The organism is Pseudomonas sp. NPDC087346, from assembly GCF_044744235.1.
GTDB lineage: Bacteria > Pseudomonadota > Gammaproteobacteria > Pseudomonadales > Pseudomonadaceae > Aquipseudomonas.
On sequence record NZ_JBIUXX010000042.1, the window covers coordinates 1 to 18,406 of the forward strand.

Annotated in this window: 17 protein-coding genes; 11 read left to right on the plus strand and 6 right to left on the minus strand. The window is 59.6% G+C overall.

All coding sequences use genetic code 11. From position 1 onward, the window contains the following. Window positions 1–229 precede the first annotated feature (229 nt). The 4 genes from ACIOZM_RS22005 (at window position 230) to ACIOZM_RS22020 (ending at window position 4,048) form a co-directional block, all read left to right on the plus strand. Window positions 230–886 (plus strand): alginate O-acetyltransferase AlgF, encoded by a 657-nt coding sequence (locus ACIOZM_RS22005; protein ID WP_401217132.1) that lies wholly within the window; start codon window positions 230–232, stop codon window positions 884–886. 150 nt (window positions 887–1,036) lie between these two features. Further along, window positions 1,037–2,488: a mannose-1-phosphate guanylyltransferase/mannose-6-phosphate isomerase gene (locus ACIOZM_RS22010; RefSeq protein WP_401217135.1), complete on the plus strand. Its 1,452-nt coding sequence runs from the start codon at window positions 1,037–1,039 to the stop codon at window positions 2,486–2,488. Between the two features lie 235 nt (window positions 2,489–2,723). Continuing rightward, window positions 2,724–3,188, plus strand: coding sequence for a multidrug transporter (locus tag ACIOZM_RS22015; RefSeq protein ID WP_401217138.1), 465 nt, complete (start codon window positions 2,724–2,726; stop codon window positions 3,186–3,188). Between the two features lie 35 nt (window positions 3,189–3,223). Further along, window positions 3,224–4,048, plus strand: coding sequence for an SDR family oxidoreductase (locus tag ACIOZM_RS22020; protein WP_401217141.1), 825 nt, complete (start codon window positions 3,224–3,226; stop codon window positions 4,046–4,048). A gap of 132 nt (window positions 4,049–4,180) precedes the next feature. On the opposite strand, the gene ACIOZM_RS22025 is transcribed toward ACIOZM_RS22020, so the two are convergent. After that, on the minus strand, window positions 4,181–5,062 hold the full coding sequence (locus ACIOZM_RS22025; protein ID WP_401217143.1) for a LysR substrate-binding domain-containing protein: 882 nt from the start codon (window positions 5,060–5,062) through the stop codon (window positions 4,181–4,183). Between the two features lie 109 nt (window positions 5,063–5,171). Here ACIOZM_RS22025 and ACIOZM_RS22030 point away from each other — a divergent pair, with 109 nt between their 5' ends. Continuing rightward, the gene (locus tag ACIOZM_RS22030) at window positions 5,172–6,542 is read left to right on the plus strand and encodes an MFS transporter (protein WP_401217146.1); all 1,371 of its coding nucleotides are present in this window, start codon (window positions 5,172–5,174) and stop codon (window positions 6,540–6,542) included. Next, window positions 6,539–6,937 (plus strand): DUF4440 domain-containing protein, encoded by a 399-nt coding sequence (locus ACIOZM_RS22035; protein WP_401217149.1) that lies wholly within the window; start codon window positions 6,539–6,541, stop codon window positions 6,935–6,937. Before ACIOZM_RS22030 ends, ACIOZM_RS22035 begins: the two co-directional genes overlap by 4 nt. Window positions 6,938–7,080: 143 nt before the next feature. Here the strand turns inward: ACIOZM_RS22035 and ACIOZM_RS22040 are convergent, their stop codons facing one another. From ACIOZM_RS22040 to ACIOZM_RS22055, 4 genes are all read right to left on the minus strand, one after another. After that, window positions 7,081–7,947: an efflux RND transporter periplasmic adaptor subunit gene (locus ACIOZM_RS22040; RefSeq protein WP_401217152.1), complete on the minus strand. Its 867-nt coding sequence runs from the start codon at window positions 7,945–7,947 to the stop codon at window positions 7,081–7,083. Window positions 7,948–7,957: 10 nt separating this feature from the next. Beyond that, window positions 7,958–8,158: a DUF1656 domain-containing protein gene (locus ACIOZM_RS22045; RefSeq protein WP_015096751.1), complete on the minus strand. Its 201-nt coding sequence runs from the start codon at window positions 8,156–8,158 to the stop codon at window positions 7,958–7,960. Next, window positions 8,148–10,340, minus strand: a complete 2,193-nt coding sequence (locus ACIOZM_RS22050; RefSeq protein WP_401217155.1) for an FUSC family protein — start codon at window positions 10,338–10,340, stop codon at window positions 8,148–8,150. The genes ACIOZM_RS22045 and ACIOZM_RS22050 overlap by 11 nt, the downstream gene beginning before the upstream one ends. A 240-nt stretch (window positions 10,341–10,580) precedes the next feature. Continuing rightward, window positions 10,581–12,080: an efflux transporter outer membrane subunit gene (locus ACIOZM_RS22055; RefSeq protein ID WP_401217158.1), complete on the minus strand. Its 1,500-nt coding sequence runs from the start codon at window positions 12,078–12,080 to the stop codon at window positions 10,581–10,583. Window positions 12,081–12,262: 182 nt separating this feature from the next. On the opposite strand from ACIOZM_RS22055, the gene ACIOZM_RS22060 reads away from it, so the two are divergent. From ACIOZM_RS22060 to ACIOZM_RS22075, 4 genes are all read left to right on the plus strand, one after another. Beyond that, window positions 12,263–13,231, plus strand: a complete 969-nt coding sequence (locus tag ACIOZM_RS22060) for a LysR family transcriptional regulator (protein ID WP_401217161.1) — start codon at window positions 12,263–12,265, stop codon at window positions 13,229–13,231. Window positions 13,232–13,642: 411 nt separating this feature from the next. Then, window positions 13,643–14,008, plus strand: a complete 366-nt coding sequence (locus ACIOZM_RS22065) for a DUF6124 family protein (RefSeq protein WP_401217164.1) — start codon at window positions 13,643–13,645, stop codon at window positions 14,006–14,008. A 762-nt stretch (window positions 14,009–14,770) separates the two neighbouring features. Then, a complete protein-coding gene (locus ACIOZM_RS22070; protein ID WP_401217167.1) occupies window positions 14,771–15,745 on the plus strand; it encodes a 2-hydroxyacid dehydrogenase in 975 nt (324 codons plus the stop codon). A 145-nt stretch (window positions 15,746–15,890) separates the two neighbouring features. Beyond that, window positions 15,891–16,400 carry a DUF2165 family protein gene (locus ACIOZM_RS22075; RefSeq protein ID WP_401217261.1) on the plus strand — a complete coding sequence of 170 codons (510 nt, stop codon included), beginning with the start codon at window positions 15,891–15,893 and terminating at the stop codon, window positions 16,398–16,400. 19 nt (window positions 16,401–16,419) lie between these two features. Here ACIOZM_RS22075 and ACIOZM_RS22080 read toward each other — a convergent pair whose 3' ends face one another. Next, a complete protein-coding gene (locus ACIOZM_RS22080) occupies window positions 16,420–17,322 on the minus strand; it encodes a DMT family transporter (protein WP_401217170.1) in 903 nt (300 codons plus the stop codon). Window positions 17,323–17,461: 139 nt separating this feature from the next. Here ACIOZM_RS22080 and ACIOZM_RS22085 point away from each other — a divergent pair, with 139 nt between their 5' ends. Further along, window positions 17,462–18,337 (plus strand): helix-turn-helix domain-containing protein, encoded by an 876-nt coding sequence (locus ACIOZM_RS22085; RefSeq protein ID WP_401217172.1) that lies wholly within the window; start codon window positions 17,462–17,464, stop codon window positions 18,335–18,337. Window positions 18,338–18,406: the final 69 nt, after the last annotated feature.

An 18,406-nucleotide genomic window follows, 5' to 3' on the forward strand; every position in this document is an offset into this window, starting at 1 on the left:
TTTTTTTTTTTGTTTTTTTTTTTTTTGGGGGCGCGCCCGGGTTTTTTTACGCTGCGCCCCCCCGGGGGGGGCGCGGTCCCCTTTTTGGTTGTCCCCCGCCTTTTACCGGCCCCCCCCACCCGCAGTGGGTCGCAGAGCTTAAACAAGCCGGCGCGCGCCAACAAAACGTAGCAATCAACACTAAATCCGAGACGCCCGATCGGGCGCAAAACTGAAAGAGAGGTACACCATGACTTTCACTACTACTCCTCGTCGTCTCGCTAAAAGCTTCGCTCTGGTTGCTGGCCTCAGCGTGCTTTCCGTACCTGCATTTGCCGGTGGCGACGCCGCGCTCTACGGCCCGACCGCACCGAAAGGCTCGACCTTCGTGCGGATCTACAACGCTAGCAACGCTGAAGTCAGCGCGACGGTCGGCAGCACCAGCCTGAGCGATGTTGCGCCACTGGCCAGCAGCGATTTCAGCTTCATGCCGGGCGGCGATTACAGCGCCAAAGTCGGCAGCCAGACCCTGCCCGTGAAACTTGCCGGTGATCACTACTACACCTTGGTCAACAACGCTTCCGGCGCGCCGCAACTGATCGAAGAGCCGCCATTCAAGAACAAGCAGAAGTCGCTGGTGCGCGTGCAGAACCTCAGCGACAAACCGCTGACCCTGAAAACCGCCGACGGCAAGACCGACGTGGTGCCGAACGTGGCCGCCAAGGGCCGTGGTGAGCGTGAAATCAACCCGGTGAAAGTCAGCCTCGCGCTGTACGACGGCGCGACCAAAGTCGGCGACGTCAAACCGGTTGCCCTGGAACGCGGTGAAGCAGCGGTGCTGTACGTCACCGGCAGCGGCAGCAGCCTGTCGCCAGTCTGGGTAAAACGCCCGGTTTCGACGCGCTAATCATTTCTCAAAACTGCCCCGGCTCTCTGTGGGAGCCGGCCTGCCGGCGATTCAGGCAACTCGGTTTTTCTGATGTACCGAGGTGATGCAATCGCTAGCAGGCTAGCTCCCACAAAGGCCTGACCCAATTGATTTTATGGAGTAAACAATATGATTCCGGTGATCTTGTCAGGTGGTAGCGGCTCACGTCTTTGGCCGCTTTCGCGCAAGCAATTCCCTAAGCAATTCCTCGCTCTGACCGGCGAACACACGCTGTTCCAGCAAACCCTCGAACGTCTGGTGTTCGAAGGCATGGACACGCCGATCGTGGTCTGCAACAAGGACCACCGTTTCATCGTCAACGAGCAGTTGAGCAACCGCAATCTCGAAGTGCAGCGCATCCTGATGGAACCGTTCGGCCGTAACACCGCGCCGGCCGTGGCGCTGACCGCGATGATGCTGGTCAACGAAGGTCGTGACGAACTGATGCTGGTGCTGCCGGCCGACCACGTGCTGGAAGATCAGAAAGCCCTGCAACGCGCCCTCGCCCTGGCCACCGTTGCTGCCGAAAACGGCGAAATGGTGCTGTTCGGCGTACCGGCCACCAAACCGGAAACCGGTTACGGCTACATCAAGTCCACCGCCGATTCGTTGCTGCCGGAAGGCGTCAGCCGCGTCTCGCACTTCGTCGAAAAACCTGACGTCAAACGTGCCACCGAGTACGTCGAATCGGGTGGCTACTTCTGGAACAGCGGCATGTTCCTGTTCCGCGCCAGCCGCTTCCTCGAAGAGCTGAAAAAACACGATCCGGACATCTACGACACCTGCCTGCTGACCCTTGAGCGCAGCGAGCAGGACCCGGACACCATCACTTTCGACGAAGCGACTTTCGCTTGCTGCCCGGACAACTCCATCGACTATTCAGTGATGGAAAAAACCCAGCGCGCCTGCGTAGTGCCGCTGACTGCTGGCTGGAGTGATGTCGGTTGCTGGTCGTCGCTGTGGGAAGTCAACGAGAAGGACGCCAACGGCAACGTCACAAAAGGCGACGTGGTGATTCAGGACAGCAAGAACTGCATGATCCACGGCAACGGCAAACTGGTGTCGGTGATCGGCCTGGAAAACATTGTGGTAGTCGAAACCAAGGACGCCATGATGATTGCGCACAAGGACAAGGTCCAAGGCGTCAAGCAGATGGTCAACACCCTCAACGAGCAGGGCCGCAGCGAAACCCAGAACCACTGCGAGGTCTATCGTCCGTGGGGCTCCTACGACTCGGTGGACATGGGCGGGCGTTTCCAGGTCAAGCACATCTCGGTCAAACCGGGCGCATGCCTGTCACTGCAGATGCACCACCACCGTGCCGAACACTGGATCGTGGTCAGCGGCACCGCCGAAGTGACCTGCGATGAAAACGTGTTCCTGCTCTGCGAAAACCAGTCGACCTACATCCCGATCGCCTCGGTGCATCGCCTGCGCAACCCGGGCAAGATCCCGCTGGAAATCATCGAAGTGCAATCGGGCAGCTACCTCGGCGAAGACGATATCGAGCGATTCGAAGATATCTATGGTCGCTCAACCCCAATCGAACGCGGCGTCTCGGTGAAAACCATCGCGCAGTGATCGATCAGCAATAAGAAGCCCCCGTCCAGCCCGCTGCGTCCCCTATCCGCAGTGGGTTGGGCGGGGGCTTTTTTTGGAAGCAAAAAGATCGCAGCCTGCGGCAGCTCCTACAGGGAAAACACGTTCCAACTGTAGGAGCTGCCGCAGGCTGCGATCTTTTGACTTTGCCCTGCCCATCGCCAACCTCACCTACGCTTAGGTAGGATGCCCCTCTATTCCCGCGAGGTTGTGCGATATGTTCATCGGCGTTTTGCTGGTCATCACCTGGCTGATCCTGTTGTTGCGCTATCCGGCCAAGGCGTTGCCGGTGTCGATTGCCGCCGCAGTCGGCCTCGGGCTGGTGGCGATGTGGGTGGTGTGGCTGGACAATCGCGAGATCAAACAACTGGCGCGTCTTGAACTGCGCATCGCTTATGCGCCGCAAGACTGCCCGGCGGATCGCCCGCTGCAACTGAAAATGAACAACGGCAACAACGTGCCATTGACTGAACTGCGCTGGCGCATCGCCGCTTATGCTCCGGGCGACACGGTCAATCTGGCCGACAATCAATACACAGCCCCACGCTATCGCGGTCCCGGCGAATTACAGGCCGGTGGCAATTGGGAAGACTGCTTGCCATTGCCGCCACTGCGTCCCGGTTATCGTCCGCAAACCCTGGATTTTCGCGCCGAGCGCTTGCAGGGCAGTTTCTCCGACTGATCCCCTCCCCCCACTTTTTGCACAAGGAATGCGCCATGCCCGTTGCGTTGATTACCGGTTGTTCCAGCGGCATCGGCCGCGCCCTCGCCGATGCGTTCAAAGGCGCAGGTTTCGAAGTCTGGGCGACTGCGCGCAAGGCTGAAGATGTGGCCATGCTCGCGGCGGCCGGGTTCACTGCTATTCAGCTCGACGTCAATGACGGCGTGGCGCTGGAGCAACTGGGCGAGCGGATCAACCAGCAGACTGGCGGCCTCGATGTGCTGATCAACAACGCCGGTTACGGCGCGATGGGGCCGTTGCTCGATGGTGGCGTGCCCGCCATGCAGCGTCAGTTCGAAACCAACGTGTTTTCGATTGTCGGTGTCACTCGTGCGCTGTTCCCTGTGTTGCGTCGGGCTAAAGGTCTAGTGGTGAATATCGGCAGCGTGTCAGGTGTTTTGGTTACTCCATTTGCTGGCGCTTATTGCGCATCGAAAGCCGCCGTCCATGCCCTGAGCGACGCATTGCGCATGGAACTGGCGCCATTTGGCGTGCGGGTGATGGAGGTTCAGCCGGGGGCGATTCAATCGAGTTTCGCCAAGAACGCCGGACACGAGGCCGAGCAATTGATCAACGAACAGTCACCATGGTTTCCATTGCGTGAAGGGATTCGGGCGCGGGCCAAGGCTTCGCAGGACAAACCGACGCCGGCCAGTGAGTTTGCCGGCGTGTTGTTGAAGGCTGTGCAGCAGGACAAACCGCCACGGCTGATCCGGATTGGCAATGGCTGCCGGGCGTTGCCGTTGTTGGCGGCGTTGTTGCCCAAGGGGTTGCTGGAGTCGACGTTGATGAGGCGGTTCGGGTTGCGTGGGCAGCTTTGAGATCGAGGTGAGCCTATCGCGGGCAAGCCACGCTCCCACAGGTTTTGTGGGTGGTTCGGAACTTATGAATACCCACAAAACCTGTGGGAGCGGGCTTGCCCGCGATGAGGCCAGAACTGTCACCGCAAAGTTTCAGCCCCAACTCTTCATGAAATCAATAAACGCCCGAACCTTCAGCGGCAAATGCCGGGTATCCGGGTACAGCGCATACACGCCTTGCTGCGCAAAACGAAAATCTGCCAACAAGCGCTGTAATCGCCCAGCCTCCAGATCTTCCTGAATCAGCCATTGCGGCAGAATCGCCACACCTTGCCCGGTCAGTGCAAACGCCCGCAGCGTCGCCGAATTATCCGCGACGATTGCAGTAGTGCCCGGTTTTGGCTGATACACATGCTCGGTCCCGACAGGATCAGTCACGGTCATCTCCGGCACGCGCCCATGGCCCAGCGTCGGCATCGACTCCAGTGTCGCCAGCGTGGCAACCGGCGCAAAACGTTCGACCAGTTGCGGCGCGGCCACTGCAAACACCTCGAATGTCGACAACTGCACCGCACGCAGATTGGAGTCGTGCATGCGGCCCAGCCGAATCGCCATGTCGAAGCGTTCGGATATCAGATCGGCATGGGTTGACGACGTCGATAGATGAATATTCAACTGCGGCTGTTGCTGGCGAAACACCTCCAGCGCCGGCACCACTTGCGCCAGCGCAAACTCGACGGTGGTGGTGATGCGCAAGGTGCCCTTGAGCTGTGAATGCTCGGACCGAGCCTCCTCGATGGCCAGTCGCGCTTCATCCAGCGTGCGCAGGCAACGCCGATAAAAGCGCTCGCCGGCATCGGTCAGCGCCAATTGCCGGGTGTTGCGCGTGAGCAGGGTCACGCCCAGTTCTTCTTCCAGCCGTTTGAGATTGAAGCTCACCACCGCCCGGGTTTGCCCCAGTGTTTCGGCGGCGGCAGTCAATGACCCGGCCTCGACTACGGCTTTGAAGGTGTCAAAACGATCCAGGCTGACCATACCCGCGTCACTCCTTGTCAAAATAATTTTGACAAACTAGCAGCCAAACCAGCGTTTTCCTAATACGTCCGGCACCCTACCCTGCACGTCTCATCACAGGGAAGTCGCCATGGCCTATCGCTCGAAAGTCGCGCTGGTTTATTTGTTGGGGTTTGCCCTCGACCTGCTGAACATGTTCGTTGCCAGCATTGCCTACCCCGACATCGCCCGGCAGCTGAATGCCTCGGTGACCGAACTGGCGTGGATCACCAATGCCTACATGCTCGGGCTGACGCTGATCATTCCGCTGAGCGTGTGGCTGGCGGCACGGATCGGCGAGCGGCGGTTGATTCTTGCTTCGCTGCTGTTGTTCGGGGTTGGCTCCGCACTGGTCGCGCAGGCGGGATCGATCGAAAGCCTGATCGGCTGGCGATTGTTGCAAGGCCTCGGTGGCGGGCTGTTGCTGCCGGTCGGTCAGGCGCTGGCGTATCGGCAGTTTCCGCCGGAGCAGCGCGCGCACTTTACCGGTGTGGTGTTGCTGGTGGCGCTGATGGTGCCGGCGCTGTCGCCAGCGGCGGGCGGGCTGATCGTTCAGACATTGTCCTGGCGCTGGATTTTCTACCTGAATTTGCCGGTCGCATTATTGGCTTTTGGCCTTGGCCTGCTCTGGCTGAAACCCGATCAAGCCAGCAGCGAACGCCCGACGCTGGATGCCCGAGGCCTGTTGCTGGCGGTGTCGGCGCTGAGTTTGTTGTTGATTGCCGTAAGCCTGGCGAGCGAGCCCGCAACCCGCAGCGTCAGCGGCATCGTGCTGCTGCTCAGCGCCCTGACGTTGTGCCTGTACCTGCGTGACGGCTGGCGTAAACCCGGTGCACTTCTCGACCTGCAACTGATCAAGAACCCGTCGCTGCGTCTGGCGATGTTGATCTACTTGTGTGTCCCGGGGATTTTTACCGGGACCAATCTGATTGCCGTGCTCTACCTGCACGAACTGGGTTTCGGTGCAGCGCAAACCGGTGCGCTGATGCTGGCCTGGGCGGCGGGCTCGGGGGCGGCGATCTTTCTCGGAAAACGCAGCTTCAACCGCATCGGCCCCAAGCCGTTATTGGCTGCCGGGATGCTCCTGCAATGCCTCGGCATTATCTTGCTGATGCGCATCGACCAACCCGCCAGTACGCCGCTGATCATCGCCTATGCAGTGATGGGACTGGGTGGCAGCCTGTGCAGCATCACCGCGCAAACCCTCGCGTTCGTCGGCATCGCAGCGGAAAAAATGGGGCATTCCAGTGCCCTGTGGAATATCAATCGCCAACTCGGTTTCTGCCTCGGCGCCGCGCTGCTCAGCTCGCTGTTGGGCGCATTGGGTGCCGGTGGTTTCAAATACTGTTTTCTGGCCGCCGCGCTGATCACGTTGTTACCGATGGTCGCCGTCCTGCGGTTTGATTCGACAAAAGTTCTGGCCCTGCTGGCCTCTTCGCCCCTCAAGGAAAAATCCACATGACTGACTACAGCGACTACTTCGACGAAGTGATCCAGGCCCACGAAGCCATCGAAAAATGGTTTGCCGAGACGCAGGACGATGCGGCACTGGATCAACTGCTGACGCGCTTTTCGCCACGGTTCTCGATGATTTCACCGCTGGGCCGGGTGCTGGACTTCGATGCTTTGCAGGCGCTGTTTCGCATGGCGGGCGGGAAAAAGAATGGCTTCAGGATCGAACTCAGTGAGCTGCGCGGGATTGCCCTGAATGAACGTGGTGCGACGGTGAGTTATCACGAGCGGCAGAGCGATGCGACGGGAACCCAGACGCTTCGGCTTTCGACGGTGGTGTTCGAAAAACAGACGGGTGGCAAGGTGATTTGGCGGCATTTGCAGGAGACGTTTTGTGCTGAGTGAATGGTTGCCGTTTCCTGAAGCTCCGAGGTCAGCCCATCGCGGGCAAGCCACGCTCCCACAGGGTTATCGGCGCACTCAAAATATGTGAACGCCGCAAACCTGTGGGAGCGAGGCTTGCCCGCGAAGAACGATAACGCGGTCTGTCAGTTATCCACTGCGTTCTGCTTCACCACCACCGTGCAAGTAATCCCCGCCGCCAGCAACACGCCTGCCGGCACTTCATCGATGTGAATCCGCACCGGCACCCGTTGCGCCAGACGTACCCAGTTGAACGTCGGGTTGACGTCGGCGATCAGCTCGCGGCTTTGCGGGTTGTCGCGGTCGTAGATGCCGCGCGAAATGCTTTCCACATGGCCCTTGAGCACTTCGCCGCTCATCAATTGCATGTCGGCCTTGTCGCCGACTTTGACGTGCGGCAGCTTGGTTTCTTCGAAGAAGCCATAAACCCAGAACGAGTTCATGTCGACCACGGCCATTTTCGCCTCGCCGATCCGCGCGTAGTCGCCGCGATGCACGTTGAGGTTGGTCACGTAACCGTCGACTGCCGCGCGCACTTCGGTGCGTTTCAGGTTGAGTTCAGCGGCTTCGAGTTGCGCCTGGGCATGTTGATAATCAGCCTGCGCCGAGTCGGCAATGTTGCTGGCGTCGTCGCGGTTTTCCTTGGAGATGACCAGGTTGTCGAGGTCGGCGCGGCGATGCGCGTTGACCTTGCGCATCTCCCAAGTAGCCTTGCGCGAAGCGACCAGCGACTGCGCCTGTTTCACCGCGATGCGGTAATGCTCAGGGTCGATCTGCATCAGCAAATCGCCCTTCTTCACCAGTTGGTTGTCACGCACCGGCACATCGACCACTTCGCCGGTAACGTCGGCGGCGACGTTGATGATGTCCGCACGCACCCGACCGTCGCGGGTCCACGGCGTGTCCATGTAATGCACCCACAGGGTCCGGCCGATCCACAGCGCAAGGGCCAGCACCAGCAGGGTCGCGAGCAGGCTGAAAAACTTTTTCATCAGAACGTTCTCAACGGTAGACAGTCAGCGCCATGGCGCCGAACAGACAGGTAAACAGACTCAGGCGCAGCAGTGCCGGATGCCAGAAAAAACGGTACAGATCGAACCCCGACAAAAACCGGTCGAGCGCCCAGGCGAGTGCCGCAGCGATGAAAAACATCAGGGTCATGGTCGGCATGTACACGCCGTGGAAGGCGATTTCACGAGGCATGGGCAAGTCCTTCGGGCTTGGCCGAGGCGAACTCGGCAAGCGGTGATTGCGGGTCGAGCAACGAAGTGCGGATGAAGTGCAGATAGCTTTTCACCCGGCGTAAAGCAGAGGTGTCGAAGTGCGGCGCGAACGGCTCGTCAGTGGCAGCGACGCGGCTGATCGCGTGATCCACCGCGATCAGTGCGCGCTCCAGATTGCTCGCGTTCGGTTGCAGAAACAGCCGCACCAGTGCGCGCCCCATCACGCGGATCGCCTGACGCCACGGCTGCGACTCGGCGTACGCCGGGTGCACCGGCAGAATCGCCTGTTCCTTGCGCAATTCGATGATCGAATGACCCACTTCAAGCACCACGAACATCCAGCGCAGCAAATGCTTTTGCACCTTCGGCTGACCTGCCGCGAGGCCATAAGCCTGATGCAGCAAGTCGCGGGTACGGCTTTCGAAACTCGACGCCAGACCCTTTAGTTTGCCGCTGATCGCGTACACCACTTGGCCGCGCAGATCCTGTTCCAGACGTTTCCACAACCAGCGACTGTTCGGCGGCAGAATAATTGCCCCCGCCGCCGCACACACCAGCATGCCCATGACCATGGCGATGTAGTCGTTGATGAAGGTGTACGGGTTGTAGATGGTCAGGTTGTCCGGCACCGAACCGGTACTGAAGAAAATCAACAAACCGAGACCGACCCCGGCGTACTGCGGGCGCGAGGTGAGGAACGAACCGAGCACGATTACTGGCGCGAGCATCACGCACAGCAGCGGAAAACCGTCGATCCACGGGAAAATGAAAAACATCTCGACGAAGCCGATCAGCGCCCCGAGAAACGTACCGCAGGCCATTTGAAAAGCCATGCGCTTCGGGTTCGGTGTGGCGGCGGACAAGCCCACGGTGGCGGCAGCAATCAGGGTCATGGTCGCGCCGCTCGGCCACGCGGTGGCGACCCAGTAACTGCCGAGCACGATCAGGATAAACGAGGCGCGAATCCCCGAAGCAGCCGCTGCCCACCAATTGGTTTGCGGAGTGAACGGCTCGTCCCAACGCTCGCGTTCGTGACTGTGATCAGCCAGCGAGGCGTGGGTCTGTGCATAACCGTGCAGATCATCGACGAAGCGATAAAGCAATTCATACGCGGTATGGAAATCCAGTTGTTCGGCGTCGCTCGGTTCGCTCTCCTGGAAGATCGCCCGCAAGCTTCGCACCCGCGCCGGCAGGCCTTCCTTGTAGGTCGCCAGTGCTGTCGCCAGCCGTGCGGCATCGGGACTGGTCAGGGCGCGACCGCTGAAACCGTCGAGCACTTCGGCCAGATCCTGTAAACCCGGTTTGATTGCCGCGACCACGTGTTCTTCGTCATAGCCGCGCAGGCGTTCGAGCAACTGATGCAGGGCGTTGAAACGCGTGGTGATGCCCATGAACTCGCTGTTCAAACGACTGAGCCTACCGTTGCGCCGACGCATGTGCGGGTCTTCGAAAACGGTGACGCTACGCAACCCTTCCAGGCCCACGGCTTCGGCGATAAAACGCACGTTGCTGGCTTCGAACGTCTCCGGTTTGCTGCGCCCGCGCAGGCCATCTGTGACGAACAGTGCAAATACACCGAAGCGCTGATACAAGGCGTTGCGCATCGCCGCACTGGCGGTTTGCGGCAGGATCGCGGCGCTGACCACGGTCGAGCAGAGAATCCCCAGGGAGATTTCCAGCACCCGCCACACCGCAGCCATAAATGCGCCGTCGGGATGCGCCAGCGCCGGCAGGCCGACCATTGCAGCGGTGTAGCCGGCCAGCACAAAACCGTAAGCGCGGAAGTTACGGCAACGTGCAGCACCGGCCGAGCAGATGCCGACCCAGATCGCCAGCGAACCGAGGAACAGTTCAGTGTTCTGCGCAAACAGGGCGATCAGTGTGACCATCATCGCCGACCCGGCCAAAGTGCCGAGGAAGCGATAGAAGCTCTTGGCGAACACATGACCACTCTGCGGTTGCATGACGATGAACACGGTGATCATCGCGGTGCGCGGCTGCGGCAATTCCAGTCGCATCGCCAGCCACAGGGTCAGGAACGCAGCGATCAACACCTTGAAGATGTAGACCCAGGTCACGCCATCGCTGCGCGCCCAGTCAAAGAAACCGCGGCGCCATTCGAGGGAGTAGAGCCAGCGTAGAGGTGCGGGCAAGGGAGTCATGGAAATCTGCTCAAAATTTGAGTGCTGATGAATGGTCTGTGGCGAGTGCTGAAACTGTGGTGAGGGGATTTATCCCCGTCCGGCGGCGCAGCCGTCGTAAACCCGGCGAATGCGATATGCCTGAAGAAACCTGATGGCTGATTTCAGGACTGCTGCGCAGCCCAACGGGGATAAATCCCCTCACCACAGGTTTGCAGTTCACTTCAGAAGGGATGCATCCCCGCACGGCGTTTTTTGTATTCACCGCAGCAGGACCGGGGTTTTCGGGGCTTGGGTTTGCTGGTTGGTCGGCACGTCGTTGCCAGCGCCGAGTCCGCCGCCGAGTGCAGTCACCAATTCGGCATGAGCACTCAAACGTGCCGCTTGCACTTGCTGCTGCACCTGCTGCTGCTTGAACAACAGCGTCTGCGCGTTGAGCACATGCAGGTAATCGGTCAGTCCGCGTTGATAAGCGATAGTCGCGATGTCGTAAGTCTTCTGCGCGGTAGCCACCGACTCGGCGGCGAACGCCTGCTGCTTGTCCATCGACTCGCGACGGATCAACTGATCGGAGATGTTCTTCAGCGCATTGACCAGCGTCTGGTTGTAATGCGCCACGGCGATGTCGTAACCGGCCGAAGCTTCACCGAGTTCGGCACGCAGTCGCCCGCCGTCGAAAATCGGCAGCGAGATCGCCGGGCCGACGTTGTAGTTGAGCTTCTTGCCAGTCAGAAACTCCAGCGCCCCGCCACCGGTCGCCATAAAACCGAGGCTGCCAACCAGATCGACATTGGGATAAAACCCGGCATGCGCCACCTCGATCCCACGCGCCTGCGCCGCCACTTGCCAGCGACTGGCGACCACGTCCGGACGCTGACCAAGCAACTCGGCAGGCAGCGCCGAAGGCAGTTTCAACGCGGCGCCAAGCACCAGCGTCGGACGCTGCAATTGTGCTCCCGCCCCCGGACCTTTGCCTGCCAACGCAGCAATCTGGTTACGGCTGAGGGCGATTTCTTCGTCCAGCGCATCCAGTTGCCGATGGGTTTCCGGCAGCGGCGTTTCGGCTTCGCTGACTTCGAAGTGGGTGCCGATGCCGCCGGCCAGACGCTTCTGCGCGAGGTCGAGAATCTGCTGTTGCTGCTTGAGCGTTGCGTCAACGATGTCGCGCTGGGCGTAGTGCAACGACAGCTCGATGTAGGCGCGGACGATGTTGTTCTGCAATTCCAGCTGCGCCAGCCGCGCCTCAGCAGCGCTCATGTGCGCAAGGTCCACCGCCCGTTCACTGGCATTGCTTTCCTTGCCCCAGAGGTCGAGGGCATAGCTGAAACCCAGTGCGGCGTTGTTGTCCCAAGTGGTGGTGTTGGCCAGATCGCCCGGGCCGTAGAACTGATCGGTCGGCCAGTTGTGACGCTTGAGGGTCGAATCACCATTGATCTGCAACGACTCCGCCGCTTCAGCCACGCCGGCAATGGCTTTGGCCTGACGCAAACGTGCGGTGGCCATGGCCATGGTCGGGCTGCCTTGGACGGCGAGGTCGATCCAGCGATTCAGTTGCGGGTCGCCATAGGCTTGCCACCATTGGGCGGTGGGCCAGTTGGCGTCACGGGCGGCGTGGGCGATGGCGTCATCGGTGGCCAGCGAATCGGCCTCCAATGCCTTGCCCTGCGGGGCAATCCCTCCGGTACTGATGCAGCCGCTGATGATCAGGGTAAAAGCCAGAACACTGAGCGGCATAAGCGCTCTGTTGATGCGACGCGGCACAGCTGCGAATTCCTGAGAAAGGGGGGGGAAGCAAGGTGGGCGCAATTCTATTGGGGCGCCTGAACGGCGATAAGCTGGGATTTCTGTGAATCTTTGTTACGGTTAACGAGATAATCCCAAGGTCGGGGGTCTCGCCCCGGAAACTTCGTGTCACAATTTGCCATCTCCCTTGAGAGCACCCCATGGACACTTTGCAAAACATGCGCGCCTTCAGTTGCGTGGCCGAAGCCGGCAGCTTCACCGCCGCCGCCGTGCAACTCGACACCACCACGGCCAACGTCTCGCGCGCGGTCTCCAATCTGGAAGCCCATCTGCAAACCCGCCTGCTCAACCGCACGACCCGCCGCATCGCGCTGACCGAGGCCGGCAAGCGCTACCTGCTGCGCTGCGAGCAGATCCTCGCCTACGTCGAAGAAGCCGAAGCGGAAGCCAGCGACGCCCACGCGCGCCCGGCCGGACAATTGAAAGTGCACACCATGACCGGCATCGGCCAGCACTTCGTGATCGACGCCATCGCCCGCTATCGCAAGACCCACCCGGACGTGACCTTCGACCTGACCTTAGCCAATCGCGTGCCGGACCTGCTCGACGAGGGTTACGACGTGTCCATCGTGCTCGCCAGCGAACTGCCGGACTCAGGTTTCGTCTCGCAACGCCTGGGCATCACCTACAGCATCGTCTGCGCGTCGCCGGCCTACGTAAAAGCCAACGGCGCTGCGCAAAAACCCAGCGACCTGCTGAACCACGCCTGCCTGCGCCTGGTGAGCCCGGTGATTCCCCTGGAAAAATGGGCCTTCGACGGCCCGGAAGGCCAGGAAATGGTCACGATCAACAGCTCGCCATTCCTGGTGAACTCCGCCGACGCGATGAAAACCGCGATCACCAGCGGCATGGGCGTCGGCGTGCTGCCGGTCTACGCCGCCATCGAAGGCCTGCGCAACGGCACGCTGGTGCGGGTGATGCCGAACTACCGCTCGCAGGAACTGAACCTGTACGCGATCTACCCTTCACGCCAGTACCTGGATGCGAAGATCAAGACGTGGGTCGAGTACCTGCGCGGCTCGTTGCCGGAGATTCTTTCGGCCCATCAAGCAGAATTGGCTGCATATGAATTGAGCGGAAGCCTGGCTGGAGCGCGCGTCGCCAACTGAATCTTAAACACACCGCCGTTCACGTTTGGGGCGCGGCGGGCTGTGGTCTTTTGATCTGCTGTTTAAAAATCAACAGATCGCAGCCTACGGCAGCTCCTACAGAAGCGCGGATGACGCGGATATTTCCGACAGGTTGTGGCGGTTGTCGGTCGGAAGTGGGGTGGATAGGATTTTGTGGTCGCTGACGAATCAGTGACCGGGTCTGGAAAACCCGATTTCTACCAACCCTGCCCATGGCATACTGCGGCGCTTTTTCTGCTTCGCAATGTAATGGCGGCTGTGCGCGGGAGGCCCTTGGGCCTGCCGGGTTTGGTTGGTTGACCGGTTTTTCCAGTCCGCGCACAGCTGCCACCCTTCGTCTGGAAAACGAAAAGTGGCAGCTTCAATCCAACCGCCATGAGTATGTTTCCAATGATCAAACCAACACCCAACCCGCCCGAAGCGGACAGCACCTCCCCCTACGAATCCCTCGACTCCAACAAACTCCACGAAGCCGCCGAACGCGCCCTCGACCACTACCTCTGCCCTGGCCACAAAGACCTGCCATTGCGCAAACCGAGCACCATGTTTGTCGTCGCCCCGCAGATGGACAACGAAACCCTGTTGGCCCACGCCTGTGAATCGTTGGCTTCGGCCAGCGTCATGACCAGTGATATTGCTGCGTATGTGGATACCCCGCAGCGACATACGATATTGGCCATTCAACAAATCATCATGCTGGCTGAGTTAGCGGTGAATCGAGTGCTGGATAACGTCGAAATAACAGCCAAAAACTGAACCGTAGGAGCTGCGGCACGCTGCGATCTTTTGATCTTCATTAGCCACACCAAAGATCAAAAGATCGCAGCGTGCCGCAGCTCCTACCGGGTTGGTGTACATCTGGCGGAGATTGGTCGGCTTTCAGGCCGCCATCGCTGGCAGGCCAGCTCCCACAGGGATTGAGTGTATCTGGCGGAGATTGGTCGGCTGTCAGGCCGCCATCGCTGGCAGGCCAGCTCCCACAGGGATTGAGTGTATCTGGCGGAGATTGGTCGGCTTTCAGGCCGCCATCGCTGGCAGGCCAGCTCCCACAGTTTGACCCGAGTGAATCTGACACTCCACGCCGCCCTTCACCACTCAACAGAATGAGCGTTAGCTCGACTGCAGCTCTTGATCCACAAGGCCCCTTCACGGCAGGCTGAGTGGAGGGATTCATCCGGGGGTAGGCGCGTAGCGCCGTTTGGCGAAGCCAAACAGATCGAGAGGAGGTGCAGCGAAGCAAACCGTAGGCGATCCCCCCGGATGAAACCCGGAGCGAAGGAACCCCGAGCCCCAGCGAGCGGGCCGAACGCCGGGGCCCAGACCTTTGCTTCCTTTGGGGCGTTTGCCAAAGGGAGTCGCTGTAAGAGCGAAACCGCCAATGGCAACACCCGAAGCAACGGATATCCCCCCAAAACCCCAAGAACATGGTCGGCCCAGAGGCCGCCAAGACAAGCCAAACACCACAAAGAAATGTTAGCTTGCTTGGCAATAAAAGCCCCGAAGCCGAGCCCAAGCCAAATGAAAAAAACCGTCCTGGCCTTCAGCCGCATCACCCCCCCAATGATCGAACACCTCCAACAAGAGTTCGACGTCATCGTCCCCAACCCAAAAGCCGGCGACATCAACGCCCAATTCAACGAAGCCCTGCCCCACGCCCACGGCCTCATCGGCGTTGGCCGCAAACTCGGCAAAGCCCAACTCGAAACCGCCAGCAAACTCGAAGTCGTCTCCAGCGTCTCCGTCGGCTACGACAACTACGACCTCGACTACTTCAACGAACGCGGGATCATGCTCACCAACACCCCGGACGTGCTCACCGAAAGCACCGCCGACCTCGCCTTCGCCCTGATCATGAGCAGCGCCCGCCGCGTCGCCGAACTCGATGCATGGACCAAGGCCGGCCAATGGCAAGCCAGCGTCGGCGCCCCACTGTTCGGTTGCGACGTACACGGCAAAACCCTCGGCATCGTCGGCATGGGCAACATCGGCGCAGCCATCGCCCGACGTGGCCATTTCGGCTTCAACATGCCGATCCTCTACAGCGGTAACAGCCGCAAAACCGAACTGGAACAACAATTCGGCGCCCAATTTCGCAGCCTCGACCAACTGCTCGCCGAAGCCGATTTCGTCTGCCTGGTCGTGCCGCTCAGCGACAAGACCCGCCACCTGATCAGCCATCGCGAACTGGCGCTGATGAAACCGGGCGCGATCCTGGTCAACATCTCCCGGGGCCCGGTAGTTGATGAGCCAGCGCTGATCGAAGCCCTGCAAAACAACCGCATTCGTGGCGCCGGTCTGGACGTCTACGAGAAAGAACCGCTGGCAGAATCGCCGCTGTTCCAGTTGAAAAACGCCGTGACACTGCCGCACATCGGCTCGGCGACGAATGAAACCCGCGAAGCCATGGCCAATCGTGCCCTCGCCAACCTGCGCAGCGCACTGCTCGGTGAACGCCCGCAGGACCTGGTGAACCCGCAGGTCTGGCGCGGTTGATAAAACGGGCAACTGCCGTCCGGCACTTGCCCGTTATTTCAGGCATACATAACTTGCAATTGAACAACAAACACAATTAAACACTAGCACTATAAGCTCTCCAAACTTATCAAATTAATGATAAGACGCCATGGAGAGCGACGAATTGAATAACCTGACCACCGACAAACTCATTCGCTACAGCAAAGCCATGTTAATGGCTTACTTCAGTTTTTTTGGCCTGCTGATAATGATTCAAAACTTCACCGACTATAATTCCAACTACACATACGTCGCGCACATTTTGAGTATGGATACCACTGTCGGCGCCGAGAACATTATGTATCGCGCGATCGACTCACCTTTTTTGCACCACAGAATCTACTGGTTCGTGATAACCATGGAGGTGATTTACACGGTGCTGTGCCTGATCGGGACCTATCAGCTAATCCGCCACATAAACGCCCCGGCGGCGGTATTCCATGAAGCCAAGAAGTATTCGATCATGGGCATACTGGCCGCAATATTCATCTATTACGTCTGTCTACAAACCGTAGGCGTTGAATGGTTCGACATGGACACTTCACAAAGATGGAATGCCAAAGACTGGGCGCGACATATCACTGACTTCATTCTCCCGCTAATGATTTACATCACAATGAAAGTCGAGCGCTGAACACAGCGCTCATCCGTTATCAAGCCAACTTGCCTTGGCTCGGTAAAACCGCAACTCGTGGCTTACGGAACACCAGCACATTACCCAGCATGACCAATACCAGTCCGGCCAGTGCCGGCGCCGTCCATTGATAACCTTCGACAAACGCCGAGACATTCAATGCCACCACTGGAAACAGAACAGTGCAATACGCCGCGCGCTCCGGGCCCATACGTCCGACCAATGTCAGATACGCAGTGAAGCCGATCACCGAACCCGGGATCACCAGATACAGCAGCGCACCGACGTAGCGCGGCGACCAGTCCATGTCGAACGGAATACCTTTCACCAGACACCACACCGACAACATCGCCGCACCGTAAGCCATGCCCCAGGCATTGGTAGTCAATGGTTTGAGCCCGGCCTTCTGTTGCAGGCTCGACAGCATGTTGCCCGCCGAGAAACACAAGGTGCCGCACAGCGCCAGACCGAGCCCCAGCAGGGTTTGCGGGGTCGCCGCATGGCCGGCCAGTTCCGGCCAGAACAGCAGACCAAGGCCACATAAACCGAGCCCGCCGCCCATCAGCACGTTGCGTGCAATCCGCTGACCGAAGAACACCCGCGCATTGAGCGCGTTCCACAACGTGGCGGTGGAAAACACCACCGCCACCAGACCACTCGGTATCCACTGGCTGGCCGTCAGAAAGCACATGAAGTTGACGCAGAACAGACACAAACCCTGAGCCACGCAGATCAGATGCCCACGCCGATTCATCGGTTGCAACCGACGACTAAGCAGCAACAGCACAAACAGCACCAGCGCCGCGAGGCCGAAGCGATAAACAATCGACACCGGAATCTCCACCACCCCCAGTTGCCATTTCAAAGCAATCCAGGTGGTGCCCCAGATCAGCACAGTCAACAGATACAGCGACAGGTTCATGACAGACACTCCTCAATAGGGGTTCAGTGTCGACTTCGACCCGGTGCGACCGCTTGCATAAACTTGCGCTTTTGTCGCCCGGCAGGCTGGCAGCGCGATGTCTACGGAGTAGGATGCAAGGCGTTGGAGAGAACCGAACATGGCCGCAATCGATACCCTGCAAGTCTTTCAAGCGCTTAACCGCTCGCCTAATGCACGCCTTGTGCACAGCGCCGAGCTCGGTGACGGCTTGTCCGCAGCCCTGTGGACCAATCATCACGACGCCCAGGAATACGAAGCGCCGAGCCATCACACTCTTTCCTGCTACATCGCCGGTGGCACCGGGACCTTTCGCCGTGGCGAACCGGGCAACAAGGGTGGCCCCGACAAGTTGTGCATACTGCCGGCCGATCACGAATCAGGCTGGGTAATCAACGGCGATATTCGCCTCGCACACTTGTATTTCAGCGCTGAGCAATTTGCCCTCGGCTGCGTGACGTTGCTAGATCGCGAGCCCCGTGAAATGCAGTTGCGCGAACAGACTTTTCTGGAAGATCCTCAGCAGGCGCAGCGCTTTCGTCAGTTGTTGACGCTCAACTGGGACGAGCCCGCCGAGCGTTTGCTGACCAGCAGTCTGGCCCACGAATTGATCAGCCATACCTTGCTCAGCCAAGTCGGCGCGCGTCAGGGTTTGCGTTTGAAAGGCGGATTGGCGCCGCATCACCGCCGGCAATTGGTCGAGTTCATCGACAGTCAATTGGCCGAACCGATCAGCCTCGGACAACTGGCCGGGTTGTGTGCGCTGTCGGAATATCACTTTGCGCGAATGTTCCGCGTGAGCTTCGGTTTGCCGCCGCATCAGTATGTGCTCGCGCGTCGCTTGAACCGGGCGCGGGAGTTGTTGCGAACTACGGCGTTGCCGGTGGGGGAGATTGCACTGGCGTGCGGGTTTGCCAGTGCCAGTCACTTTACCAATCGGTTTCGCCAGGTATTGGGCGGGACGCCTGGCGAGTATCGACAGGCGTTTTTGCGTTAGAGCAAGATCAAAAGATCGCAGCCTGCGGCAGCCCCTACAGGGGAATGCATTTCCCTGTGGGAGCGAGCC

Excerpts from the sequence above, each read along its gene's own strand:
- ACIOZM_RS22030 (WP_401217146.1), top strand. The coding sequence starts at position 5,172 with ATGGCCTATCGCTCGAAAGTCGCGCTGGTTTATTTGTTGGGGTTTGCC.
- ACIOZM_RS22020 (WP_401217141.1), top strand. The coding sequence starts at position 3,224 with ATGCCCGTTGCGTTGATTACCGGTTGTTCCAGCGGCATCGGCCGCGCC.
- ACIOZM_RS22050 (WP_401217155.1), bottom strand. The coding sequence starts at position 10,340 with ATGACTCCCTTGCCCGCACCTCTACGCTGGCTCTACTCCCTCGAATGG.
- ACIOZM_RS22060 (WP_401217161.1), top strand. The coding sequence starts at position 12,263 with ATGGACACTTTGCAAAACATGCGCGCCTTCAGTTGCGTGGCCGAAGCC.
- ACIOZM_RS22085 (WP_401217172.1), top strand. The coding sequence starts at position 17,462 with ATGGCCGCAATCGATACCCTGCAAGTCTTTCAAGCGCTTAACCGCTCG.
- ACIOZM_RS22035 (WP_401217149.1), top strand. The coding sequence starts at position 6,539 with ATGACTGACTACAGCGACTACTTCGACGAAGTGATCCAGGCCCACGAA.
- ACIOZM_RS22025 (WP_401217143.1), bottom strand. The coding sequence starts at position 5,062 with ATGGTCAGCCTGGATCGTTTTGACACCTTCAAAGCCGTAGTCGAGGCC.
- ACIOZM_RS22015 (WP_401217138.1), top strand. The coding sequence starts at position 2,724 with ATGTTCATCGGCGTTTTGCTGGTCATCACCTGGCTGATCCTGTTGTTG.
- ACIOZM_RS22065 (WP_401217164.1), top strand. The coding sequence starts at position 13,643 with ATGATCAAACCAACACCCAACCCGCCCGAAGCGGACAGCACCTCCCCC.
- ACIOZM_RS22005 (WP_401217132.1), top strand. The coding sequence starts at position 230 with ATGACTTTCACTACTACTCCTCGTCGTCTCGCTAAAAGCTTCGCTCTG.
- ACIOZM_RS22080 (WP_401217170.1), bottom strand. The coding sequence starts at position 17,322 with ATGAACCTGTCGCTGTATCTGTTGACTGTGCTGATCTGGGGCACCACC.
- ACIOZM_RS22010 (WP_401217135.1), top strand. The coding sequence starts at position 1,037 with ATGATTCCGGTGATCTTGTCAGGTGGTAGCGGCTCACGTCTTTGGCCG.
- ACIOZM_RS22040 (WP_401217152.1), bottom strand. The coding sequence starts at position 7,947 with ATGAAAAAGTTTTTCAGCCTGCTCGCGACCCTGCTGGTGCTGGCCCTT.
- ACIOZM_RS22045 (WP_015096751.1), bottom strand. The coding sequence starts at position 8,158 with ATGCCTCGTGAAATCGCCTTCCACGGCGTGTACATGCCGACCATGACC.
- ACIOZM_RS22070 (WP_401217167.1), top strand. The coding sequence starts at position 14,771 with ATGAAAAAAACCGTCCTGGCCTTCAGCCGCATCACCCCCCCAATGATC.